At 37.0% G+C, this 18,250-nt stretch carries 16 protein-coding genes, 3 tRNA genes and 3 rRNA genes; 20 read left to right on the forward strand and 2 right to left on the reverse strand.

The window, feature by feature from the left end; genetic code table 11:
- Positions 1 to 3 precede the first annotated feature (3 nt).
- From P3875_RS05120 to P3875_RS05130, 3 genes are read left to right on the forward strand one after another with little or no spacing between them, the layout of a single operon-like run.
- The gene (locus tag P3875_RS05120; protein WP_303445212.1) at positions 4 to 618 is read left to right on the forward strand and encodes a deoxynucleoside kinase; all 615 of its coding nucleotides are present in this window, start codon (positions 4 to 6) and stop codon (positions 616 to 618) included.
- Positions 619 to 620: 2 nt separating this feature from the next.
- Complete coding sequence (locus P3875_RS05125; protein WP_303445213.1) at positions 621 to 1,724, forward strand: acyloxyacyl hydrolase; 1,104 nt, start codon at positions 621 to 623, stop codon at positions 1,722 to 1,724.
- 60 nt (positions 1,725 to 1,784) lie between these two features.
- Positions 1,785 to 2,516, forward strand: a complete 732-nt coding sequence (locus P3875_RS05130) for a GIN domain-containing protein (protein ID WP_303445214.1) — start codon at positions 1,785 to 1,787, stop codon at positions 2,514 to 2,516.
- Between the two features lie 4 nt (positions 2,517 to 2,520).
- Here the strand turns inward: P3875_RS05130 and gldA are convergent, their stop codons facing one another.
- Positions 2,521 to 3,417, reverse strand: a complete 897-nt coding sequence (gene gldA / locus P3875_RS05135) for a gliding motility-associated ABC transporter ATP-binding subunit GldA (protein WP_303445215.1) — start codon at positions 3,415 to 3,417, stop codon at positions 2,521 to 2,523.
- Positions 3,418 to 3,559: 142 nt separating this feature from the next.
- Between gldA and P3875_RS05140 the strand changes: the two genes are divergently transcribed.
- The 17 genes from P3875_RS05140 (at position 3,560) to rrf (ending at position 17,144) form a co-directional block, all read left to right on the forward strand.
- Complete coding sequence (locus P3875_RS05140) at positions 3,560 to 4,642, forward strand: chorismate mutase (RefSeq protein ID WP_303445216.1); 1,083 nt, start codon at positions 3,560 to 3,562, stop codon at positions 4,640 to 4,642.
- A 6-nt stretch (positions 4,643 to 4,648) separates the two neighbouring features.
- Positions 4,649 to 5,614, forward strand: a complete 966-nt coding sequence (gene rsgA, locus P3875_RS05145; RefSeq protein ID WP_303445217.1) for a ribosome small subunit-dependent GTPase A — start codon at positions 4,649 to 4,651, stop codon at positions 5,612 to 5,614.
- Positions 5,615 to 6,067 carry a D-aminoacyl-tRNA deacylase gene (gene dtd, locus P3875_RS05150; protein WP_303445218.1) on the forward strand — a complete coding sequence of 151 codons (453 nt, stop codon included), beginning with the start codon at positions 5,615 to 5,617 and terminating at the stop codon, positions 6,065 to 6,067.
- Positions 6,067 to 6,267: a hypothetical protein gene (locus P3875_RS05155; RefSeq protein ID WP_303445219.1), complete on the forward strand. Its 201-nt coding sequence runs from the start codon at positions 6,067 to 6,069 to the stop codon at positions 6,265 to 6,267. Before dtd ends, P3875_RS05155 begins: the two co-directional genes overlap by 1 nt.
- Positions 6,257 to 6,436 carry a hypothetical protein gene (locus P3875_RS05160; protein WP_303445220.1) on the forward strand — a complete coding sequence of 60 codons (180 nt, stop codon included), beginning with the start codon at positions 6,257 to 6,259 and terminating at the stop codon, positions 6,434 to 6,436. The genes P3875_RS05155 and P3875_RS05160 overlap by 11 nt, the downstream gene beginning before the upstream one ends.
- 2 nt (positions 6,437 to 6,438) lie before the next feature.
- Positions 6,439 to 6,765 (forward strand): nucleotide pyrophosphohydrolase, encoded by a 327-nt coding sequence (locus P3875_RS05165; protein WP_303445221.1) that lies wholly within the window; start codon positions 6,439 to 6,441, stop codon positions 6,763 to 6,765.
- A gap of 8 nt (positions 6,766 to 6,773) precedes the next feature.
- Positions 6,774 to 8,003, forward strand: coding sequence for a 3-phosphoshikimate 1-carboxyvinyltransferase (locus P3875_RS05170; RefSeq protein ID WP_303445222.1), 1,230 nt, complete (start codon positions 6,774 to 6,776; stop codon positions 8,001 to 8,003).
- A gap of 115 nt (positions 8,004 to 8,118) precedes the next feature.
- Positions 8,119 to 9,168: a tRNA preQ1(34) S-adenosylmethionine ribosyltransferase-isomerase QueA gene (gene queA, locus P3875_RS05175; RefSeq protein ID WP_303445223.1), complete on the forward strand. Its 1,050-nt coding sequence runs from the start codon at positions 8,119 to 8,121 to the stop codon at positions 9,166 to 9,168.
- Between the two features lie 530 nt (positions 9,169 to 9,698).
- Positions 9,699 to 9,821, forward strand: coding sequence for a hypothetical protein (locus P3875_RS05180; protein WP_303445224.1), 123 nt, complete (start codon positions 9,699 to 9,701; stop codon positions 9,819 to 9,821).
- Between the two features lie 2 nt (positions 9,822 to 9,823).
- Positions 9,824 to 10,552, forward strand: a complete 729-nt coding sequence (locus P3875_RS05185) for a hypothetical protein (protein WP_303445225.1) — start codon at positions 9,824 to 9,826, stop codon at positions 10,550 to 10,552.
- Positions 10,552 to 11,265: a hypothetical protein gene (locus tag P3875_RS05190; RefSeq protein ID WP_303445226.1), complete on the forward strand. Its 714-nt coding sequence runs from the start codon at positions 10,552 to 10,554 to the stop codon at positions 11,263 to 11,265. The genes P3875_RS05185 and P3875_RS05190 overlap by 1 nt, the downstream gene beginning before the upstream one ends.
- A gap of 516 nt (positions 11,266 to 11,781) precedes the next feature.
- Positions 11,782 to 11,856, forward strand: a tRNA-Val gene (locus tag P3875_RS05195).
- Between the two features lie 195 nt (positions 11,857 to 12,051).
- Positions 12,052 to 13,569 (forward strand): 16S ribosomal RNA (locus tag P3875_RS05200).
- A gap of 65 nt (positions 13,570 to 13,634) precedes the next feature.
- Positions 13,635 to 13,708 (forward strand) — tRNA-Ile (locus P3875_RS05205).
- A gap of 128 nt (positions 13,709 to 13,836) precedes the next feature.
- Positions 13,837 to 13,910 (forward strand) — tRNA-Ala (locus tag P3875_RS05210).
- A gap of 113 nt (positions 13,911 to 14,023) precedes the next feature.
- Positions 14,024 to 16,906: ribosomal RNA gene (locus P3875_RS05215) — 23S ribosomal RNA — on the forward strand.
- Between the two features lie 126 nt (positions 16,907 to 17,032).
- A 5S ribosomal RNA gene (rrf, locus tag P3875_RS05220) occupies positions 17,033 to 17,144 on the forward strand.
- The 16S, 23S and 5S rRNA genes sit together here with 3 tRNA genes alongside, the layout of an rRNA operon.
- A gap of 338 nt (positions 17,145 to 17,482) precedes the next feature.
- Here rrf and P3875_RS05225 read toward each other — a convergent pair.
- Positions 17,483 to 18,250 (reverse strand): class I SAM-dependent methyltransferase, encoded by a 768-nt coding sequence (locus P3875_RS05225; protein WP_303445420.1) that lies wholly within the window; start codon positions 18,248 to 18,250, stop codon positions 17,483 to 17,485.

The raw sequence follows: 18,250 nt of genomic DNA on the forward strand, positions 1-18,250 counted from the left end.
AATATGCAAGTTGCAATTGCCGGAAATATTGGTGCTGGTAAAACTACTTTAACCACATTATTAGCCAAACATTTTAAATGGGAACCACATTTTGAAGATGTGGTTGACAACCCATACCTTGACGATTTTTATCATTCCATGGATCGTTGGTCGTTTAATTTACAAATTTACTTTTTAAACAGTCGATTTCGTCAAGTTTTAAACATGAAGGCTAGTGGTAAAAATACCATTCAAGACCGTACTATTTATGAAGATGCCCATATTTTTGCTCCAAATTTACATGCAATGGGACTCATGTCTAACCGTGATTACGAAAATTATAAACAATTGTTTGAATTGATGGAAGGTTTAGTTGGCGCTCCTGATTTGTTAATTTATTTACGTAGTTCTATACCTAATTTGGTAGGACAAATACATAAACGCGGCCGCGAATACGAAAATTCAATTTCAATTGATTATTTAAATAAATTAAATGAACGCTACGAAGATTGGATAAAAAATTATACCAAAGGTAAACTGCTTATTATTGATGTAGATCCTATTAATTTTGTTGATAATCCTGAAGATTTAGGGCAAATCATTAATCGTATCGATGCAGAAATAAACGGATTGTTTTAATTATGAACAGCCTTTTACGTTTAAAAAATATCATTTGTAATTTGCTTTTTTGCATGTTTTTTGGTTTTGTAGCAAATGCCCAACAAAATTGGAATGTATCCTTACAAACCTATAAAGGCACAATTTTAGCACATAGCAATAACATTCAACATTTAATAACAAGTAAACCATCGGGCTATTTGTTTTCGGTAAACCACCGCGTGAATGGTACACAATCGTGGCATCATACGTATCGCTTTCCCGAAATTGGTTTTTCGTTTCACACTCAAAACAATCACAACCAAACATTGGGTAATTTATATGGTTTATATGCCCATTATAATTTTTATTTTTTAAATCGAAATTTACAATTTAGGGTAGGGCAAGGCGTTGCTTATGCCACCCATCCATATGATAAAGAAACCAATTTTAGAAATGTTGCTTACGGATCAAAGTTTATGCCTTCAACTTATTTTATGTTTAGCTACAATAAACCTAGAATTTGGCAAAATATTGGTTTAAATGCAGGTTTACTGTTTGTACATCACTCAAATGCTACCATAAAATCACCCAATACAAGTACTAATACATTAGGATTAAACCTAGGATTAACGTACCATTTTTCTAATAGCGATATGGTTTTAAAATCGGGAGCATATAATGAAATTCCTATGAAAATGCGCTATAATTTTTTAGTTAGAACGGGTGTAAATGAAAGCCATATTGTAGGTATTGGACAAAAACCGTTTTATCATTTAGGTGTTATTGCAGAAAAACCATTGAATAATTTTGGTGCAGCACAACTTGGGGTTGATGTATTTTTATCTAATTCATTAAAAGAGTTAATTCCGTTTTTGGCAACTTCATTCCCTGAAGAAAATATGAAAAAAGATACCGATTGGAAAAGGGTAGGGGTTTTTGTGGGCTACGAATGGTACTTAAATAAGCTAACTGCCGAAGGTAATGTAGGATATTACGTACACGATGAATACAAAAAAAACGGGTCGTTGTACCAGCGTTTAGGTTTGCGTTATTACATAACACCAGCAATTTATGGTTCAATGGCTTTAAAAACTCATTTTGCTAAAGCCGAAGCTTTTGAAGTAGGAGTTGGGTATAAGTTATAAATAGAATTTTTGTTTTAGCATAATAGTAAAAAAATACTACGTTTGTTTAACTATTGATTTATGAAAAAAAGTATAGGTTTGTTGTTTTTGGTATTAGCTGGTTGTTCCGGTGAAGACGCTTGTTTCTCTAAAAAAGGGAATGCTATTATGCAAGAACACGCATTACAAGGTTTTCATAGTGTTGAAATTCCTTTGAATGTTTCGGTTGAAATTATTCCGAGTACAACCTACAAAATGAAAATTGAATCGTTTGAAAACAGAATTAATGCTGTAACGTTTTCTGTAAAAGATTCTATGCTTACTATAAAAAACGATATTTCGTGTCAAATGTTAAAAAGCTATGAAACTGCTGTTTTAAAAATCTATACACCAACTTTAAAAAATATTTATTCGCGTACACAATTTAATGTGGTATCAAACGATACGTTGCGTTATCCAAATTTGTATTTACTTACCAGTTTGCCAAATGAAGAAAGTGCATCAACAAATTTTGATTTAAAAATTAATAATAAAACCATTACGGTAGAAGATAACCAAGTAGGTAATTTTACGTTAAAAGGAAAAACAAACGTGTTAGATATAAAATTGTATGGTGCAAACGGAACAGTAAATGCTAAGGAATTAAACGCAAAAGCTGTTTTAACGTACCATCGCAGTAACCAAAACATACATGTTTTTGCCAAAAATAAATTAGAAGGTGTAATTGCGTCTGTTGGAAATGTGTATGTGTATAACAAACCCGATACAGTACAAATGCAGCGCCTTTATACCGGGAATGTGTATTACAAATAATTTTTTAAAGTGTTTTCTCTCTAAAAATAGTTTCTAAGTTTTTGTTTTTTAGTTGCATCGATAAAATCTTAACATCTAATTCATTAGCAAAATCAAACAATTTAGCGCGCATATCTTCGTTGCTACTAAAAACCAATTGCCATTGCATATCGTGTATGTTTTGGAACGATTTTAAGTTTGGCAAACGTTTAATAAATTCTTCTTCAATTTTTAAATCGAATTCAATTTCAATAATTTGATCGTTTTCGGTAGTAAAAATTTGTTCCAATTTATTATCGGCAACAATTTCGCCTTGTTTAATAATTATCACACGGTCGCAAATAGCTTCAACCTCTTGCATAATATGTGTTGATAAAAAAACCGTTTTGTTTTTTCCTATTTTTTTAATTAAATCGCGAATTTCGGTAAGCTGATTAGGGTCTAAACCGGTTGTTGGTTCGTCTAAAATAAGCACTTCAGGATCGTGTAACAAAGCTGTTGCCAAGCCTACACGCTGACGGTATCCTTTAGAAAGTTGTCCAATTTTTTTATGTGCTTCGGGCGTTAGTTTTGTTAGTTCAATAACTTCTTCAATACGTTTTTTATCAACCTTATAAACATCGGCATTAAAAGCCAAATATTCACGCACGTACAAATCTAAATACAATGGGTTGTGTTCAGGTAAATATCCAATAGATTGTTGTACTTCTTTTTGATGCGTTAATACATTAAAGCCATTCACAAGTGCAATACCATTGTCGGCATCAATATAAGTGGTTAAAATTTTCATTAAAGTTGATTTTCCAGCTCCATTCGGACCTAAAAAACCTACAATTTCACCTTTATTTACTTTAAAAGTTATGGCATTTAACGCTTTTTGCGTTCCGTAACTTTTAGATATATTTTGAACTTCTATAGACATAGAATGGATTGTTTTTTACAAAAGTAAATAATTTTCAATCTTAATGCACTAATTTTTAAATTAGATTTTTTAAACAATTTTAAAGTGCAACCATGCAATAAATAAACTTCACTATTAAAGGAAATATCTGTAAATTTGCTGTATGACAAAAGTGAACGAAAAAGCTTTGTGGTTTAAAGATTTAACAGCTAACAAGCCTTTGTTAATTGCAGGGCCATGTAGTGCCGAAACACCCCAACAGGTGTTAGAAGTTGCGCATGCCATTAAAAACACTGCAAAAATATTCCGCGCAGGTATTTGGAAACCTCGTACACGCCCTGGTGGTTTTGAAGGGGTAGGCGCCATTGGACTTAAATGGTTGCAACAAGTAAAGGCCGAAACAGGAATGCTTTTAGCTACCGAAGTTGCAACGGCAGAACATGTTAACCTTGCCTTGGCGCACGATATTGATATGCTTTGGATTGGCGCACGCACTACTGTAAACCCTTTTGCGGTGCAAGAAATTGCCGATGCTTTAAAAGGTACCAACAAAATGGTGTTTATTAAAAACCCAGTAAACCCCGATTTAAGTTTGTGGATTGGCGGTTTTGAACGTTTACAAAATGCAGGTATTGAAAAATTAGGATTTATTCACCGTGGATTTTCTAGCTATGAAAAAGTAAAATATCGTAACAATCCTGAATGGCAAATACCTATCGATTTACAGATTCGTTTTCCTGAAGTTCCGTTAATTAACGATCCATCGCACATAACGGGTAATCGCAATTTAATTCAACATGTGGCCCAAAAAGCTTTAGATTTAAATTTTGATGGGTTAATGATAGAAACGCATTGTACCCCAGATTTAGCTTGGAGCGATGCCGCACAGCAAGTAACGCCGCAACAATTAAACAATATTGTTACCAATTTAGTACAGCGCGATTTAATTAATGAAGAAGATTCGTACGTTCACCAAATGCAACTTTTTAGAACACAAATTGATGAAATTGATACGCAAATTTTAAATCTTTTAAAAAACCGCATGCAAATTGCCGATGAAATTGGGCTGCTTAAAAAAGCAAAAAATGTATCGGTTTTACAACCTGAACGTTGGCAAGAAGTTTTAGTTAAAATGCGTCGCGAAGGCAAAGAAAATAAATTAGGCGAAGTGTTTATTACATCGTTATTCAAAGCAATTCACGATGAAAGTATTACACGCCAAGACCATATCATCAACCCAAAATAAATTGGAATGACCGGAATTGTTTATAAATCTACAGGTAGCTGGTACACCGTTAAGGCACAAGATAACCAGTTTTTTGAATGTAGAATAAAAGGAAAATTTAGAATAAAAGGTATTAAAAGCACCAATCCGGTTGCTGTTGGCGATGTGGTTGATTTTGACCTTGATACGTCGGCTGATGTTGTTACTGGGGTTATTACTAAAATCCACGATCGTAAAAATTATCTTATTCGTAAATCGGTTAATTTATCTAAGCAAGTGCATATTATTGCCGCTAATATTGATACCCTTTTTGTATTAGTTACCATTGATAATCCTGTTACAACTACCAGTTTTATTGACCGTTTATTGGTTACGGCCGAAGCTTATGATATAAATGCGGTTTTAGTTTTTAATAAGGTTGATACTTTTTCTGAAGATACGTTAAACGATCAATTGTACTTGCAATATATTTACGAAACCATTGGTTATAAATGTTTGCGTGTTTCTGCTGCCGAAGGTAAAGGCTTGGATACTCTAAAAGCAGAAATGACTAATAAAGTTTCAATGTTTACAGGACATTCAGGTGTTGGTAAATCAACATTAGTGAATGCTTTAGAACCGGGTTTAAATTTAAAAACGAAAGAAATATCAGAACAACATCAACAAGGCCAACATACTACCACTTTTGCCGAAATGTATGATTTAAGCTTTAATGCTAAAATTATTGATACCCCCGGAATTCGTGGTTTTGGTATTGTAGATATGGAGCCGCAAGAAGTAGGTGATTATTTTCCTGAATTTTTTAAGTTGAAAGATCAATGTAAGTTTAACAATTGTTTACACCGCGAAGAACCACATTGCGCTGTAAAAGATGCTTTAGATAATGACGATATTTCTTGGTCGCGTTACAAAAGTTACATTCAAATTTTAGATGGCGACGAAGAAAATTACCGTACAGATGTATATGGTAATGGAAAAAATCCTGAAGAATAAATGAAAGCTGTAATACAACGTGTCTTACAAGCATCGGTAACCATAAACAATATAACAGTAGCCAATATTAGCGCAGGTTTGCTTGTGCTTGTTGGAATTGAAGATGCCGATTCACAAGAAGATATCAATTGGTTAACAACAAAAATAGCTCAATTGCGTATTTTTAATGATGAAAACGATGTAATGAATAAATCGGTACAAGATATTAATGGCGATATTATAGTTGTGAGTCAATTTACGCTGCATGCTTCCACCAAAAAAGGAAACAGACCATCGTACATAAAAGCTGCAAAACCTGATGTTGCCGTGCCTTTGTACAAAAATTTTGTTGCTACTTTAGAAAAATCTACCCAAAAAAAGATACAAACCGGAGAATTTGGCGCCGATATGAAAGTTGCATTAATAAATGATGGACCAGTAACTATAATTATTGATACAAAGAATAAAGAATAATGCTAAAAAAAATAATTTTATACACTATTATATATATTGTTGTTTCGTTTTTAATAAGTTTTAACGAAATTCAATGTGCCCTAAACGGCGAAAATTTATGTTGGTATAATTTAATTGGTAAATACATTATTTTTTTACTTGCAATTACATTGTATGATAAAGTATTAAAACCTAAAATTTTTAAAAATAATGAAAGATAAAATAGCACATTTTGCAGCTGCATTTTTTGTATATGGCTTGTCTATGTTGGCAATTATTTACATGTTTCAAAATAAATTAGAATGGTTTCAAAGTATATTTTTTGCTGTAGTAATGGCTTTTGCCGATTTGTTTATATTGAAAAAATTACGCGATAGAAAAAATAAATAACTATGGATATAAAAAACGCACAACTTGCAGTAGATAATTGGATAAAAGAACACGGCGTTCGTTATTTTAACGAATTAACCAATATGGCGCAACTTACCGAAGAAGTAGGTGAGGTTGCTAGGATTATTGCACGCAGATACGGCGAACAAAGCGAAAAAGAAAGCGATAAGAACAAAGATTTAGGCGAAGAATTAGCCGATGTTGTTTTTGTGGTACTGTGTTTAGCAAACCAAACCGGTGTTAACTTGCAAGAATCGTTTGATAAAAAAATGGATTTAAAAACCAAACGCGATCACGACCGTCATCACAACAACCAAAAGCTTAAATAAGGTTAAAAATGCACTGTAAACTTGCAAAAAGTACGTTAAAAAGCAATCAACAAATCATCATTTCGGGTTCAAAGTCCGAAACCAACAGGTTGTTGTTGCTTCAAGCATTATATCCTAATTTAAAAATTGAAAACGCTTCAAATGCAGACGATACTTTAGTTATGCAAAAAGCCTTACAATTTGTAGGTAAAGTAGGCGAAATAAATGTACACCATGCAGGCACCGCCATGCGTTTTTTAACCGCTTTTTTTGCAATGCATGAAGGGTTAGAAGTCATTCTTTCGGGTTCTTATCGAATGCATGAACGACCAATAAAAATACTTGTTGAAGCCTTAAAACAATTAGGTTGCAATATATCGTATTTAAAAGAAGAAGGTTTTCCGCCTATAAAAATAATCGGAAAAATTCCACAAAACAACAACGTTTTAATTAATGCAAACGTAAGCAGCCAGTACATTACAGCTTTAATGTTGGTTGGGGCAAGTTTACCAAACGGACTTCAAATATCGTTACAAGGTACAATTACATCATTGCCTTATATAAGTATGTCGCTACAAATTTTGCAAGAAATTGGCATTCAAGCAACGTTTCAAAAAAGCACCTTACATATACCACCTACAAAGCAATTATCAAAAAACACATTTGTGGTAGAATCAGATTGGTCATCGGCATCGTATTTTTATAGTTTTATAGCTTTATCGGCACTTGGTACACAAATTAGTTTAGGATATTTTAAGCAAAACAGTTTACAAGGAGATGCGTATTTGGCTAAAATATATGAGCAATTTGGTGTTCAAACTACATTCGTTAACAATAAAATCATCGTTAAAAAGGTTCAAAATCACACAATAAAAAAAATAGATTTAAATCTTAATAACACCCCTGATATTGCGCAAACAATCATTGTAACCTGTTTAGGTTTAGGTATTACTTGTAATTTAACAGGTTTGCATACCTTAATTATAAAAGAAACCAACCGATTGCAAGCTTTAAAAACCGAATTGCAAAAATTTAATACTAAAGTATCTATAACTAACAATTCAATTCAGTTGCTAAACACCGTATCATTTACTCAAAATGCCGTTGTAATTGATACTTATAACGACCACCGCATGGCAATGGCATTTGCACCATTAGCTTTAAAACAACAAATGGTTATAAATAATGCAAGTGTTGTAACAAAATCGTATCCTGACTTTTGGAACGATATAGATACTTTATTGGTTGATATTGAGTGATTTAAAAGTGTTTTTTTAAAATAAACACGTATTTACTTGACAAACCCTAATTGCAAGTTGTATATTTGCACACTTAATTTTTGAATTAAGCTCACTAAAACGGACTTTTATTTTTATGAAGTTATCAAATTTTAATTTTAATTTACCAACCGAATTATTAGCAGAATTTCCTGCTGAAAATCGCGACGAATCTCGTTTAATGGTTGTAAACCGCAAAACAGGAACTATCGAGCATAAATTTTTTAAAGATTTAATCGATTATTTCGATGAAGGTGATGTAATGGTTTTAAACAATACCAAAGTATTTCCAGCACGTTTATATGGTAATAAAGAAAAAACCGGCGCACGTATCGAAGTTTTCTTATTGCGCGAATTAAACGCAGAACAACGTTTATGGGACGTTTTGGTTGATCCTGCCAGAAAAATACGTATTGGTAATAAATTATATTTCGGCGACGATGATTCGTTAGTAGCCGAAGTAATTGATAACACTACATCACGCGGTCGTACACTTCGCTTTTTATACGATGGTTCTTACGAAGAATTTCGTTTAAAATTACGCGAATTAGGCGAAACACCTATACCTAAATACATTAACCGCGAGGTAACCCCTGAAGATGAAGACCGTTACCAAACCATTTACGCTACCGAAGAAGGCGCTGTTGCAGCACCAACTGCGGGCTTACACTTTTCTAAGCACCTATTAAAACGTTTAGAAATTAAAGGAATCGATTTTGCTAAAATTACGCTACACATAGGTTTAGGAACCTTTAACCCGGTTGAAGTAGAAGATTTGTCAAAGCATAAAATGGATTCTGAAGAGCTTATCATTACCCAAGAAGCTTGTGATGTGGTAAACAAAGCAAAGCAAAACAAAAATAAAGTTTGTGCGGTAGGTACCACCTCAATGCGTGCATTAGAAAGTTCGGTCTCATCAAACAGCACCCTAAATCCATACGAAGGTTGGACAAACAAGTTCATCTTCCCTCCGTACGATTTCAGTATAGCCGATTGTATGGTAACTAATTTCCATATGCCAAAGTCAACACTTTTAATGATGATTTCAGCATTCACAGGTCACGATTTAATGATGAAAGCCTATGATGAAGCCGTTAAAGAAGGATATAAATTTTACTCATATGGCGATGCCATGCTAATTTTATAGTTTTTTTATTTAGTTATATAGTTAAAAGAAACTCATCTTTAATAAGGTGAGTTTTTTTTATTTTCTTTTTGGGCGTTCCCCTTACAAACTACCTTAGCACTAAATACAAGTAAAAATAACCAAGCAGTACAACAAAACATAGCGTTAAATAGGCGGGTCGGGCTGTATACTCATAGCTTTTATCGGCGCTTCGAGTGCCTCAGCCGCCAATAAAAGGCTATCCGCTGCCATCCCTAACGCAGGCTTGCAGTTTTTAAAGTTGTTTAAGACTTAATATTCCTTTTGTGAAAAAAACATGCATTTCATTCTAAATGCAAATTCAAAAAAACCAATTTGGTGGTATCATACCGACCATTTAGGTAGTTCAACTTATTTGACTGATTATTTCGGAAGACCTTCTCATTATTATGAAACATTGCCGTTTGGTGAGATGATGGTAGAACACAACCAAAGTGCCAATGTGCCGTCTGGTGTGGGTTATGACAACAAGTTTAAGTTCAACGATTTCGGAGGAGAAAGCGGGCTGAGCTTTGGACGAACGAACCGCGCAAAGCGCTGAGTTAGACGACGCCACCCAAATGTATTATTACGGCGCACGTTATGGAGTTTATGCTGAGCCCGACGAAGTAACCCAAGAATCAGTATATTTGTAAGTGTGGATCCGCTGGCGGAACATCCAAAACAAATTGGATCATCACCTTATATTTATGTTGCTAATAATCCTATCAATCTAATAGATCCTACGGGAATGATTTGGGAAAGACCGGAAGATAAAAGGCGTCTAGAAAGTGATATTAAAAGTAAGATTAAAAGTAAGATTAAAAGTCATGAGGGAGAAATTGCTAATCTTACTGAATCCTTAACAAAGGAAACAAAAGAAAAGAAAATCAATTCAATAAATAGTCAGATTAACGACTATAAAGAAAGGATAGGCTTGTTAAATCAATCTTTAAATGATGTTGAAATGTTAGATCAGGATTCTAGAAGTTATTTTCTAGAAGATTTGCCTGAAAATGCAACTAATGCTTTTGTACATGCAGACGGAGGTAATATATATATACAGGGAACAAATACGAGCGAGCATTTACATGAAATTAGACATATTGGACAGTTTTTAGAAAATGGAAGACAGTTATCTACTATTCCCAAAGATGGATTTAATAGATTGAAAAATCCGGGTAAAACACTCGAACAAGCAACTTTTAATGAAGTTCAAGCATATCAAATCCAAGCAGCTTATGGAGGGAATGGAAGTGTTGGAATGCAAAATGTAAATTTTATAAAGGACATAGATGCGGCTAAAATTAACAGGAATAAGCGTCATTCAGACGGTACGGCTATGTATAAATTTATAGAAGATTATTTAAAAGGACAGAAGAAGTAATGAAAAACTATTTTATATTAATAATATTTTGCGTTTATTTTAAATCATTTGCTCAAGAAGTATATTTAAATGATTCCTACGAATTTAAAATTGTAGGGGAAACTTTTGAATTAAATCATCTATATGATGTAGAGGAGTTTCTTTATGAAAGAAGAAAATCATTTTGCTCAATAATAGCAAAAGGAAATATTAAAAAGGAAGATAAATTTTATTATAGACTTACTTCTATAAGTTCATCTGAATTATTTAAAACTAAATTACTAAAGTCTCATTTTAAAGAGGGTTTAAAAGATTCGATAACCATAACTGTTAAGATCGCTAACTTTAAATCATTAGATTACCAAAATTTTACATTTTCAACGTTTGGTAGTTCTTATGAGCCACATCTCAAAGAGATTAATAATCGTGTTGTAGAATTGAGTTTTACAATTCCAAAAATAAGAGTGTTTAATGTGGAACTGCGAGCTTATCCAGAAAATAAAAATCTTTTGTTATCAGACGACGGAATAAGTTTGTCATTTAGTAATCAATTAAATATTAATCTTTTTCAATACGATTTGTCATCGTTAAAGCATCAGTATAATGATTTTTATTTTGAAATAGAGAACTTTAATCCATGTAATTTATATTTAAAATATTTTGATGGAGATTTTGTAAAAATAAAAAATAATAAACTGTATTGGAAAGATATGGTTTTTGAGAAGAGGTGGTAGTGTCCCCCACGATAACTATGGTTTATCAAAATAAGAAATGTTAAAATTCCACTGGCGCGGGCATCTTGCCCGTGCAATAAGCAATAAAAACCAACAGCCTCTATACACATGTATGAAGACTGTTTTACTATAAAACACTTTACTGTAAATATAAAATCCGTGCCAATGAGTGTAAACTGTTGTAAAAAAATAAAAATTTTCAAAACCAAAAGCCCCGAGCGAAGCGAACAGGCAAAGTAATATTACATATAGTAAGTATGTTTTATTTAGTAAAAACACGCCAACAACAATTGTAATTCAAAATTCATAATTCGTAAATTACTACAATTAAGTAGGTTATAAAAAAACTAAAAAAACATTTGCAAAAAGTTTGCAAAAGCCAAAAAAAGGGTGGTATATTTGCACCCGCTTAGCAGCACAGCAAGCAACACGTTCCTAGAAAAAAAAGTAAAAAATAAATTTGGATGGTATTACAAAAGGTTGTTATCTTTGCAATCCGTTCAAAAAACAAAATAGGGGCGATTAGCTCAGCTGGTTCAGAGCACCTCGTTTACACCGAGGGGGTCAGGGGTTCGAATCCCTTATCGCCCACAAAAAAAACTTTTTCAAAAAAAACTAAAAAAGTTTTGGTAGATTAGAAAAAGTTACTACTTTTGCAACCGCTTTAAGAAACAAAGCGACAGAAGAAGAGACAAGTTCATAGACATATTGGATTAACAGAAAAAAAAGAGTAAGAGCGTAAGAGATTACGTTTTTAAACGACACATCAAAAAATATAAAAAACATACGATGAAGAGTTTGATCCTGGCTCAGGATGAACGCTAGCGGCAGGCCTAACACATGCAAGTCGAGGGGTAGAGGAAGCTTGCTTCCTTGAGACCGGCGCACGGGTGCGTAACGCGTATGCAATCTACCTTATACTAAGGGATAGCCCAGAGAAATTTGGATTAATACCTTATAGGATATAGGAATGGCATCATTCAGATATTAAAGATTTATTGGTATAAGATGAGCATGCGTCCCATTAGTTAGTTGGTGTGGTAACGGCACACCAAGACGATGATGGGTAGGGGTCCTGAGAGGGAGATCCCCCACACTGGTACTGAGACACGGACCAGACTCCTACGGGAGGCAGCAGTGAGGAATATTGGTCAATGGACGCAAGTCTGAACCAGCCATGCCGCGTGCAGGAAGACGGTCCTATGGATTGTAAACTGCTTTTGTACAGGAAGAAACACTCCCTTGCGAGGGAACTTGACGGTACTGTAAGAATAAGGATCGGCTAACTCCGTGCCAGCAGCCGCGGTAATACGGAGGATCCAAGCGTTATCCGGAATCATTGGGTTTAAAGGGTCCGTAGGCGGCCTTATAAGTCAGCGGTGAAAGTTTTTGGCTTAACCAAAAAATTGCCATTGATACTGTAGGGCTTGAATTTTGGTGAAGTAACTAGAATATGTAGTGTAGCGGTGAAATGCTTAGATATTACATGGAATACCAATTGCGAAGGCAGGTTACTAACCAACGATTGACGCTGATGGACGAAAGCGTGGGTAGCGAACAGGATTAGATACCCTGGTAGTCCACGCCGTAAACGATGGATACTAGCTGTTTGGTTTTCGGACTGAGTGGCTAAGCGAAAGTGATAAGTATCCCACCTGGGGAGTACGGGCGCAAGCCTGAAACTCAAAGGAATTGACGGGGGCCCGCACAAGCGGTGGAGCATGTGGTTTAATTCGATGATACGCGAGGAACCTTACCAGGGCTTAAATGTAGATTGACGTATTTGGAAACAGATATTTCTTCGGACAATTTACAAGGTGCTGCATGGTTGTCGTCAGCTCGTGCCGTGAGGTGTCAGGTTAAGTCCTATAACGAGCGCAACCCCTGTTGTTAGTTGCCAGCGAGTAATGTCGGGAACTCTAGCAAGACTGCCAGTGTAAACTGTGAGGAAGGTGGGGATGACGTCAAATCATCACGGCCCTTACGTCCTGGGCCACACACGTGCTACAATGGCCGGTACAGAGAGCAGCCACCTAGCGATAGGGAGCGAATCTATAAAGCCGGTCACAGTTCGGATCGGAGTCTGCAACTCGACTCCGTGAAGCTGGAATCGCTAGTAATCGGATATCAGCCATGATCCGGTGAATACGTTCCCGGGCCTTGTACACACCGCCCGTCAAGCCATGGAAGCTGGGGGTACCTGAAGTCGGTGACCGCAAGGAGCTGCCTAGGGTAAAACTGGTAACTAGGGCTAAGTCGTAACAAGGTAGCCGTACCGGAAGGTGCGGCTGGAACACCTCCTTTCTAGAGATGGTTTAAAAATCTCTTACTCTTAACTGTTAGTTCAAAAAAAAGGTAAAAAATTACAGAGTCTCGTAGCTCAGCTGGTTAGAGTACTACACTGATAATGTAGGGGTCGGCAGTTCGAGTCTGCCCGGGACTACTTTTAATTACGAAATAGAAAATTACGAATTAAAAAGCTGTGAAAAATACCATAAAAGGAAATTTTAGAAGTTGAGTTATCAACAATCCGCTGAAAGCTAACGGCTGATAACTGAAAGCTAAAAGAATGGGGGATTAGCTCAGCTGGCTAGAGCGCCTGCCTTGCACGCAGGAGGTCATCGGTTCGACTCCGATATTCTCCACAATTCGCATCAAGCGAAAAAAGTTCATTGACATATTGAGATACATTTAAAAAGTAGAATAATATTAGAAATAATATAAAGCACATTTAATCTTTAGGGATTAAAGTAGAGCACAATAAGCAAAATAAGGGCGTATGGGGAATGCCTAGGCTCTCAGAGGCGACGAAGGACGTGATAAGCTGCGAAAAGCTGCGGGGATTGGCACATACGAATTGATCCGCAGATATCCGAATGGGGCAACCCACTATGTTGAAGACATAGTACACCGATAGGTGAGCAAACCCGCTGAACTGAAACATCTAAGTAGGCGGAGGAGAAGAAAACAAAAGTGATTGCGTAAGTAGTGGCGAGCGAACGCGCAGAAGCCCAAACCAAAGTTGTTACGGCAATTTTGGGGTTGTAGGACCACGACATTTTAAGCTAAGCGAATTAGAATCATCTGGAAAGATGAACCGTAGAGGGTGATAGTCCCGTATAGGTAAGTGAAGTATTAGATAGTGGTATCCTGAGTAGGTCGGGGCACGTGAAACCTTGATTGAAACCGGCGGGACCATCCGCCAAGGCTAAATACTCCTGAGAGACCGATAGTGAACCAGTACCGTGAGGGAAAGGTGAAAAGAACCGTGAATAACGGAGTGAAATAGAACCTGAAACCATACGCCTACAAGCGGTCGGAGCCCATTCGTTGGGTGACGGCGTGCCTTTTGCATAATGAGCCTACGAGTTACCGTTGCTGGCAAGGTTAAGTAATTAAGTTACGCAGCCGAAGCGAAAGCGAGTCTGAATAGGGCGCTATAGTCAGTAGTGGTAGACGCGAAACCGTGTGATCTACCCATGGGCAGGTTGAAGTTTGGGTAACACCAAATGGAGGACCGAACCGGTTGACGTTGAAAAGTCTTCGGATGACCTGTGGGTAGGGGTGAAAGGCCAATCAAACTCGGAAATAGCTCGTACTCCCCGAAATGCATTTAGGTGCAGCGCTGATATAGTTTATTAGAGGTAGAGCTACTGATTGGATGCGGGGGCTTCACCGCCTACCAATTCCTGACAAACTCCGAATGCTAATAAATGATTTACAGCAGTGAGGGCATGGGTGCTAAGGTCCATGTCCGAGAGGGAAAGAACCCAGACCATCAGCTAAGGTCCCCAAATGTATGCTAAGTTGAAAAAACGCGGTTTGATTGCCCCGACAGCTAGGATGTTGGCTTGGAAGCAGCCATTCATTTAAAGAGTGCGTAACAGCTCACTAGTCGAGCGATCGAGCATGGATAATAATCGGGCATAAGTATACTACCGAAGCTATGGATTTGTATGTAAATACAAGTGGTAGGGGAGCATTCTAAACTGGGTAGAAGGTGATTTGTGAGAATTGCTGGACTGTTTAGAAAAGAAAATGTAGGCATAAGTAACGATAATGCGGGCGAGAAACCCGCACACCGTAAGACCAAGGTTTCCACAGCTATGCTAATCAGCTGTGGGTTAGTCGGGACCTAAGGCACACCCGAAGGGGGACGTCGATGGCCAACGGGTTAATATTCCCGTACTTGTAATAGTTGTGATGGAGTGACGCAGTGGTGAAAGTACCGCGAACTGACGGAATAGTTCGTTAAAGCACGTACCTATAGGTTTGATAGTAAAATGCGTCGAACTTGGAGAAATGCGATAGTACACGGAGCCTTCGGGCAAAGTGATAGTGTACCTAAAGGCTGTCAAGAAAAGCTTCTAAACTTAGATTATTACAACCCGTACCGCAAACCGACACAGGTGGTCGAGGAGAGTATCCTCAGGTGCTCGAGAGATTCATGGCTAAGGAATTAGGCAAAATAGACCTGTAACTTCGGGAGAAAGGTCGCCAGCAGCAATGCTGGCCGCAGTGAAAAGGTCCAGGCGACTGTTTATCAAAAACACAGGGCTCTGCCAAATCGTAAGATGAAGTATAGGGCCTGACACCTGCCCGGTGCTGGAAGGTTAAGAGGAGATGTTATCTTCGGAGAAGCATTGAATTGAAGCCCCAGTAAACGGCGGCCGTAACTATAACGGTCCTAAGGTAGCGAAATTCCTTGTCGGGTAAGTTCCGACCTGCACGAATGGTGTAACGATCTGGACACTGTCTCAGCCATGAGCTCGGTGAAATTGTAGTATCGGTGAAGATGCCGATTACCCGCAGTGGGACGAAAAGACCCTGTGCACCTTTACTATAGCTTAGTATTGTTCTTGGATAAGTGATGTGTAGGATAGGTGGGAGACTATGAAATGGCGTCGCTAGGCGTTGTGGAGTCATTGTTGAAATACCACCCTTTGCTTATCTGAGATCTAACTCGATACATGTTGAGGACATTGCTTGGTGGGTAGTTTGACTGGGGTGGTCGCCTCCAAAAGAGTAACGGAGGCTTCTAAAGGTTCCCTCAGCACGCTTGGTAACCGTGCGTAGAGTGCAATGGCAAAAGGGAGCTTGACTGCGAGACTAACAAGTCGATCAGGTACGAAAGTAGAGCATAGTGATCCGGTGGTTCCGCATGGAAGGGCCATCGCTCAAAGGATAAAAGGTACGCCGGGGATAACAGGCTGATCTCCCCCAAGAGCTCATATCGACGGGGGGGTTTGGCACCTCGATGTCGGCTCGTCACATCCTGGGGCTGGAGAAGGTCCCAAGGGTTGGGCTGTTCGCCCATTAAAGTGGCACGCGAGCTGGGTTCAGAACGTCGTGAGACAGTTCGGTCTCTATCTACTGTGGGCGCAAGAAATTTGAGTGGATCTGATTCTAGTACGAGAGGACCGAATTGGACTAACCTCTGGTGTATCAGTTGTGCCGCCAGGTGCATCGCTGAGTAGCTACGTTGGGAAGGGATAAGCGCTGAAAGCATATAAGCGCGAAACCCACCACAAGATGAGATTTCTTTAAAGGGTCGTTGAAGATGACAACGTTGATAGGCTACAGATGTAAAGGCAGTAATGTCATAGTCAAGTAGTACTAATAGCCCGTAAGCTTATGTGCTCTAGGAATTGCTTTATAAAAATAATATTGAGAATTTAGTATTAAGACTAAACTTGAAATAATCTACAAAAAGTATCGAAAATATGTTAACAAAATAGTTTGTTACAAGTGTAATAAACCAAAAGCTTAAGGTGGTTATAGCATCGGGGCTCACCTCTTCCCATTCCGAACAGAGAAGTTAAGCCCGATAGCGCAGATGGTACTGCATTTTAATGTGGGAGAGTATGTCGCCGCCTTTTTTTAGTAAAACCCCAATCTGAAAAGATTGGGGTTTTCTTTTTTTATAGGTGCGGCGTGTCCCTTTGGTCAAGTCGTCGCCTTTTTTTAAATCCTCATCAGTAATGATGAGGATTTTTTGTTTTACCACAGATTGCACTAATTACCACTGATTTTTTTACAATCTATTGAATACAATCAACAATCTGCAATAGGGATGGAGCGTTTGTTGGAGCTATTTGTTTTTGCTAAAAAACAAAAGCGACTCGCGAGAGCCCGACCCGCAACGTAGTGGAGGGGATTGCCCAAATGTAAAACACTTAACTTAGGATAAAAAAATCCAACCGAAATGGGCTGGATTTTAATTTTTATAACAAACTGGAATAATTTCGTTTTTTGCTAAGCTGTATTTTTCAATTTCTTGCTTTGTGAATTTTTTAGTGTAGTCTATTTCTTCAACTGTAAAGCCTATAGATCGTAATTTATTAAAGTAATCGCGTCCGTAGATTCGTACATGATCGTACTGACCAAATATTTTAGTACGTTCTTTTTTGTTGGTTATGGTGTTGTCTTCAAATGTATGTTCGCGGTTTAAATCTTGTGGGATTTGTAAAATTGCAAACCCACCGGGTTTTAATACACGAAATAATTCTTGCATTGCAAGTGTATCGTTAGGTATGTGTTCCAATACGTGATTACACAAGATAACATCGTACATGTTACTTTGAAAAGGTAAGTTGCAAATATCGGCCTTTACATCTGCTAGTGGTGAATTTAAATCGGTAGTAGTATAATCTAAATTTGATTGATTTTTAAATTTCTTATAAAAGGCTTGTTCGGGTGCAAAATGCAATACTTTAAGAGGAGCTTTAAAGAAATTAGTTTCGTTTTGTAAATACAACCAAAGTAAGCGATGACGCTCTAACGAAAATGTACTAGGAGACAGTACATTTGCACGTTGGTTTGCATATCCGTAAGGTAAAAAAGTTCTAAACGATTTATTATCAATAGGATCAGTGAATTTATTACCTTTTAAAAAAACTATTAAAAAAGGTTTAATAAAATAACTCGCCCGTATTAATATTGGGCGAGGTATGATATTTAAAATAATTTTAAATGCTTTTTTTAT

The organism is Myroides sp. JBRI-B21084 (genome assembly GCF_030545015.1).
In the GTDB taxonomy this organism is placed as follows: domain Bacteria; phylum Bacteroidota; class Bacteroidia; order Flavobacteriales; family Flavobacteriaceae; genus Flavobacterium.

Bases quoted from the DNA above. Each gene is read 5' to 3' on its own strand.
- P3875_RS05120 (WP_303445212.1), top strand. From the start codon at position 4: ATGCAAGTTGCAATTGCCGGAAATATTGGTGCTGGTAAAACTACTTTA.
- P3875_RS05125 (WP_303445213.1), top strand. From the start codon at position 621: ATGAACAGCCTTTTACGTTTAAAAAATATCATTTGTAATTTGCTTTTT.
- P3875_RS05130 (WP_303445214.1), top strand. From the start codon at position 1,785: ATGAAAAAAAGTATAGGTTTGTTGTTTTTGGTATTAGCTGGTTGTTCC.
- gldA (WP_303445215.1), bottom strand. From the start codon at position 3,417: ATGTCTATAGAAGTTCAAAATATATCTAAAAGTTACGGAACGCAAAAA.
- P3875_RS05140 (WP_303445216.1), top strand. From the start codon at position 3,560: ATGACAAAAGTGAACGAAAAAGCTTTGTGGTTTAAAGATTTAACAGCT.
- rsgA (WP_303445217.1), top strand. From the start codon at position 4,649: ATGACCGGAATTGTTTATAAATCTACAGGTAGCTGGTACACCGTTAAG.
- dtd (WP_303445218.1), top strand. From the start codon at position 5,615: ATGAAAGCTGTAATACAACGTGTCTTACAAGCATCGGTAACCATAAAC.
- P3875_RS05155 (WP_303445219.1), top strand. From the start codon at position 6,067: ATGCTAAAAAAAATAATTTTATACACTATTATATATATTGTTGTTTCG.
- P3875_RS05160 (WP_303445220.1), top strand. From the start codon at position 6,257: ATGAAAGATAAAATAGCACATTTTGCAGCTGCATTTTTTGTATATGGC.
- P3875_RS05165 (WP_303445221.1), top strand. From the start codon at position 6,439: ATGGATATAAAAAACGCACAACTTGCAGTAGATAATTGGATAAAAGAA.
- P3875_RS05170 (WP_303445222.1), top strand. From the start codon at position 6,774: ATGCACTGTAAACTTGCAAAAAGTACGTTAAAAAGCAATCAACAAATC.
- queA (WP_303445223.1), top strand. From the start codon at position 8,119: ATGAAGTTATCAAATTTTAATTTTAATTTACCAACCGAATTATTAGCA.
- P3875_RS05190 (WP_303445226.1), top strand. From the start codon at position 10,552: ATGAAAAACTATTTTATATTAATAATATTTTGCGTTTATTTTAAATCA.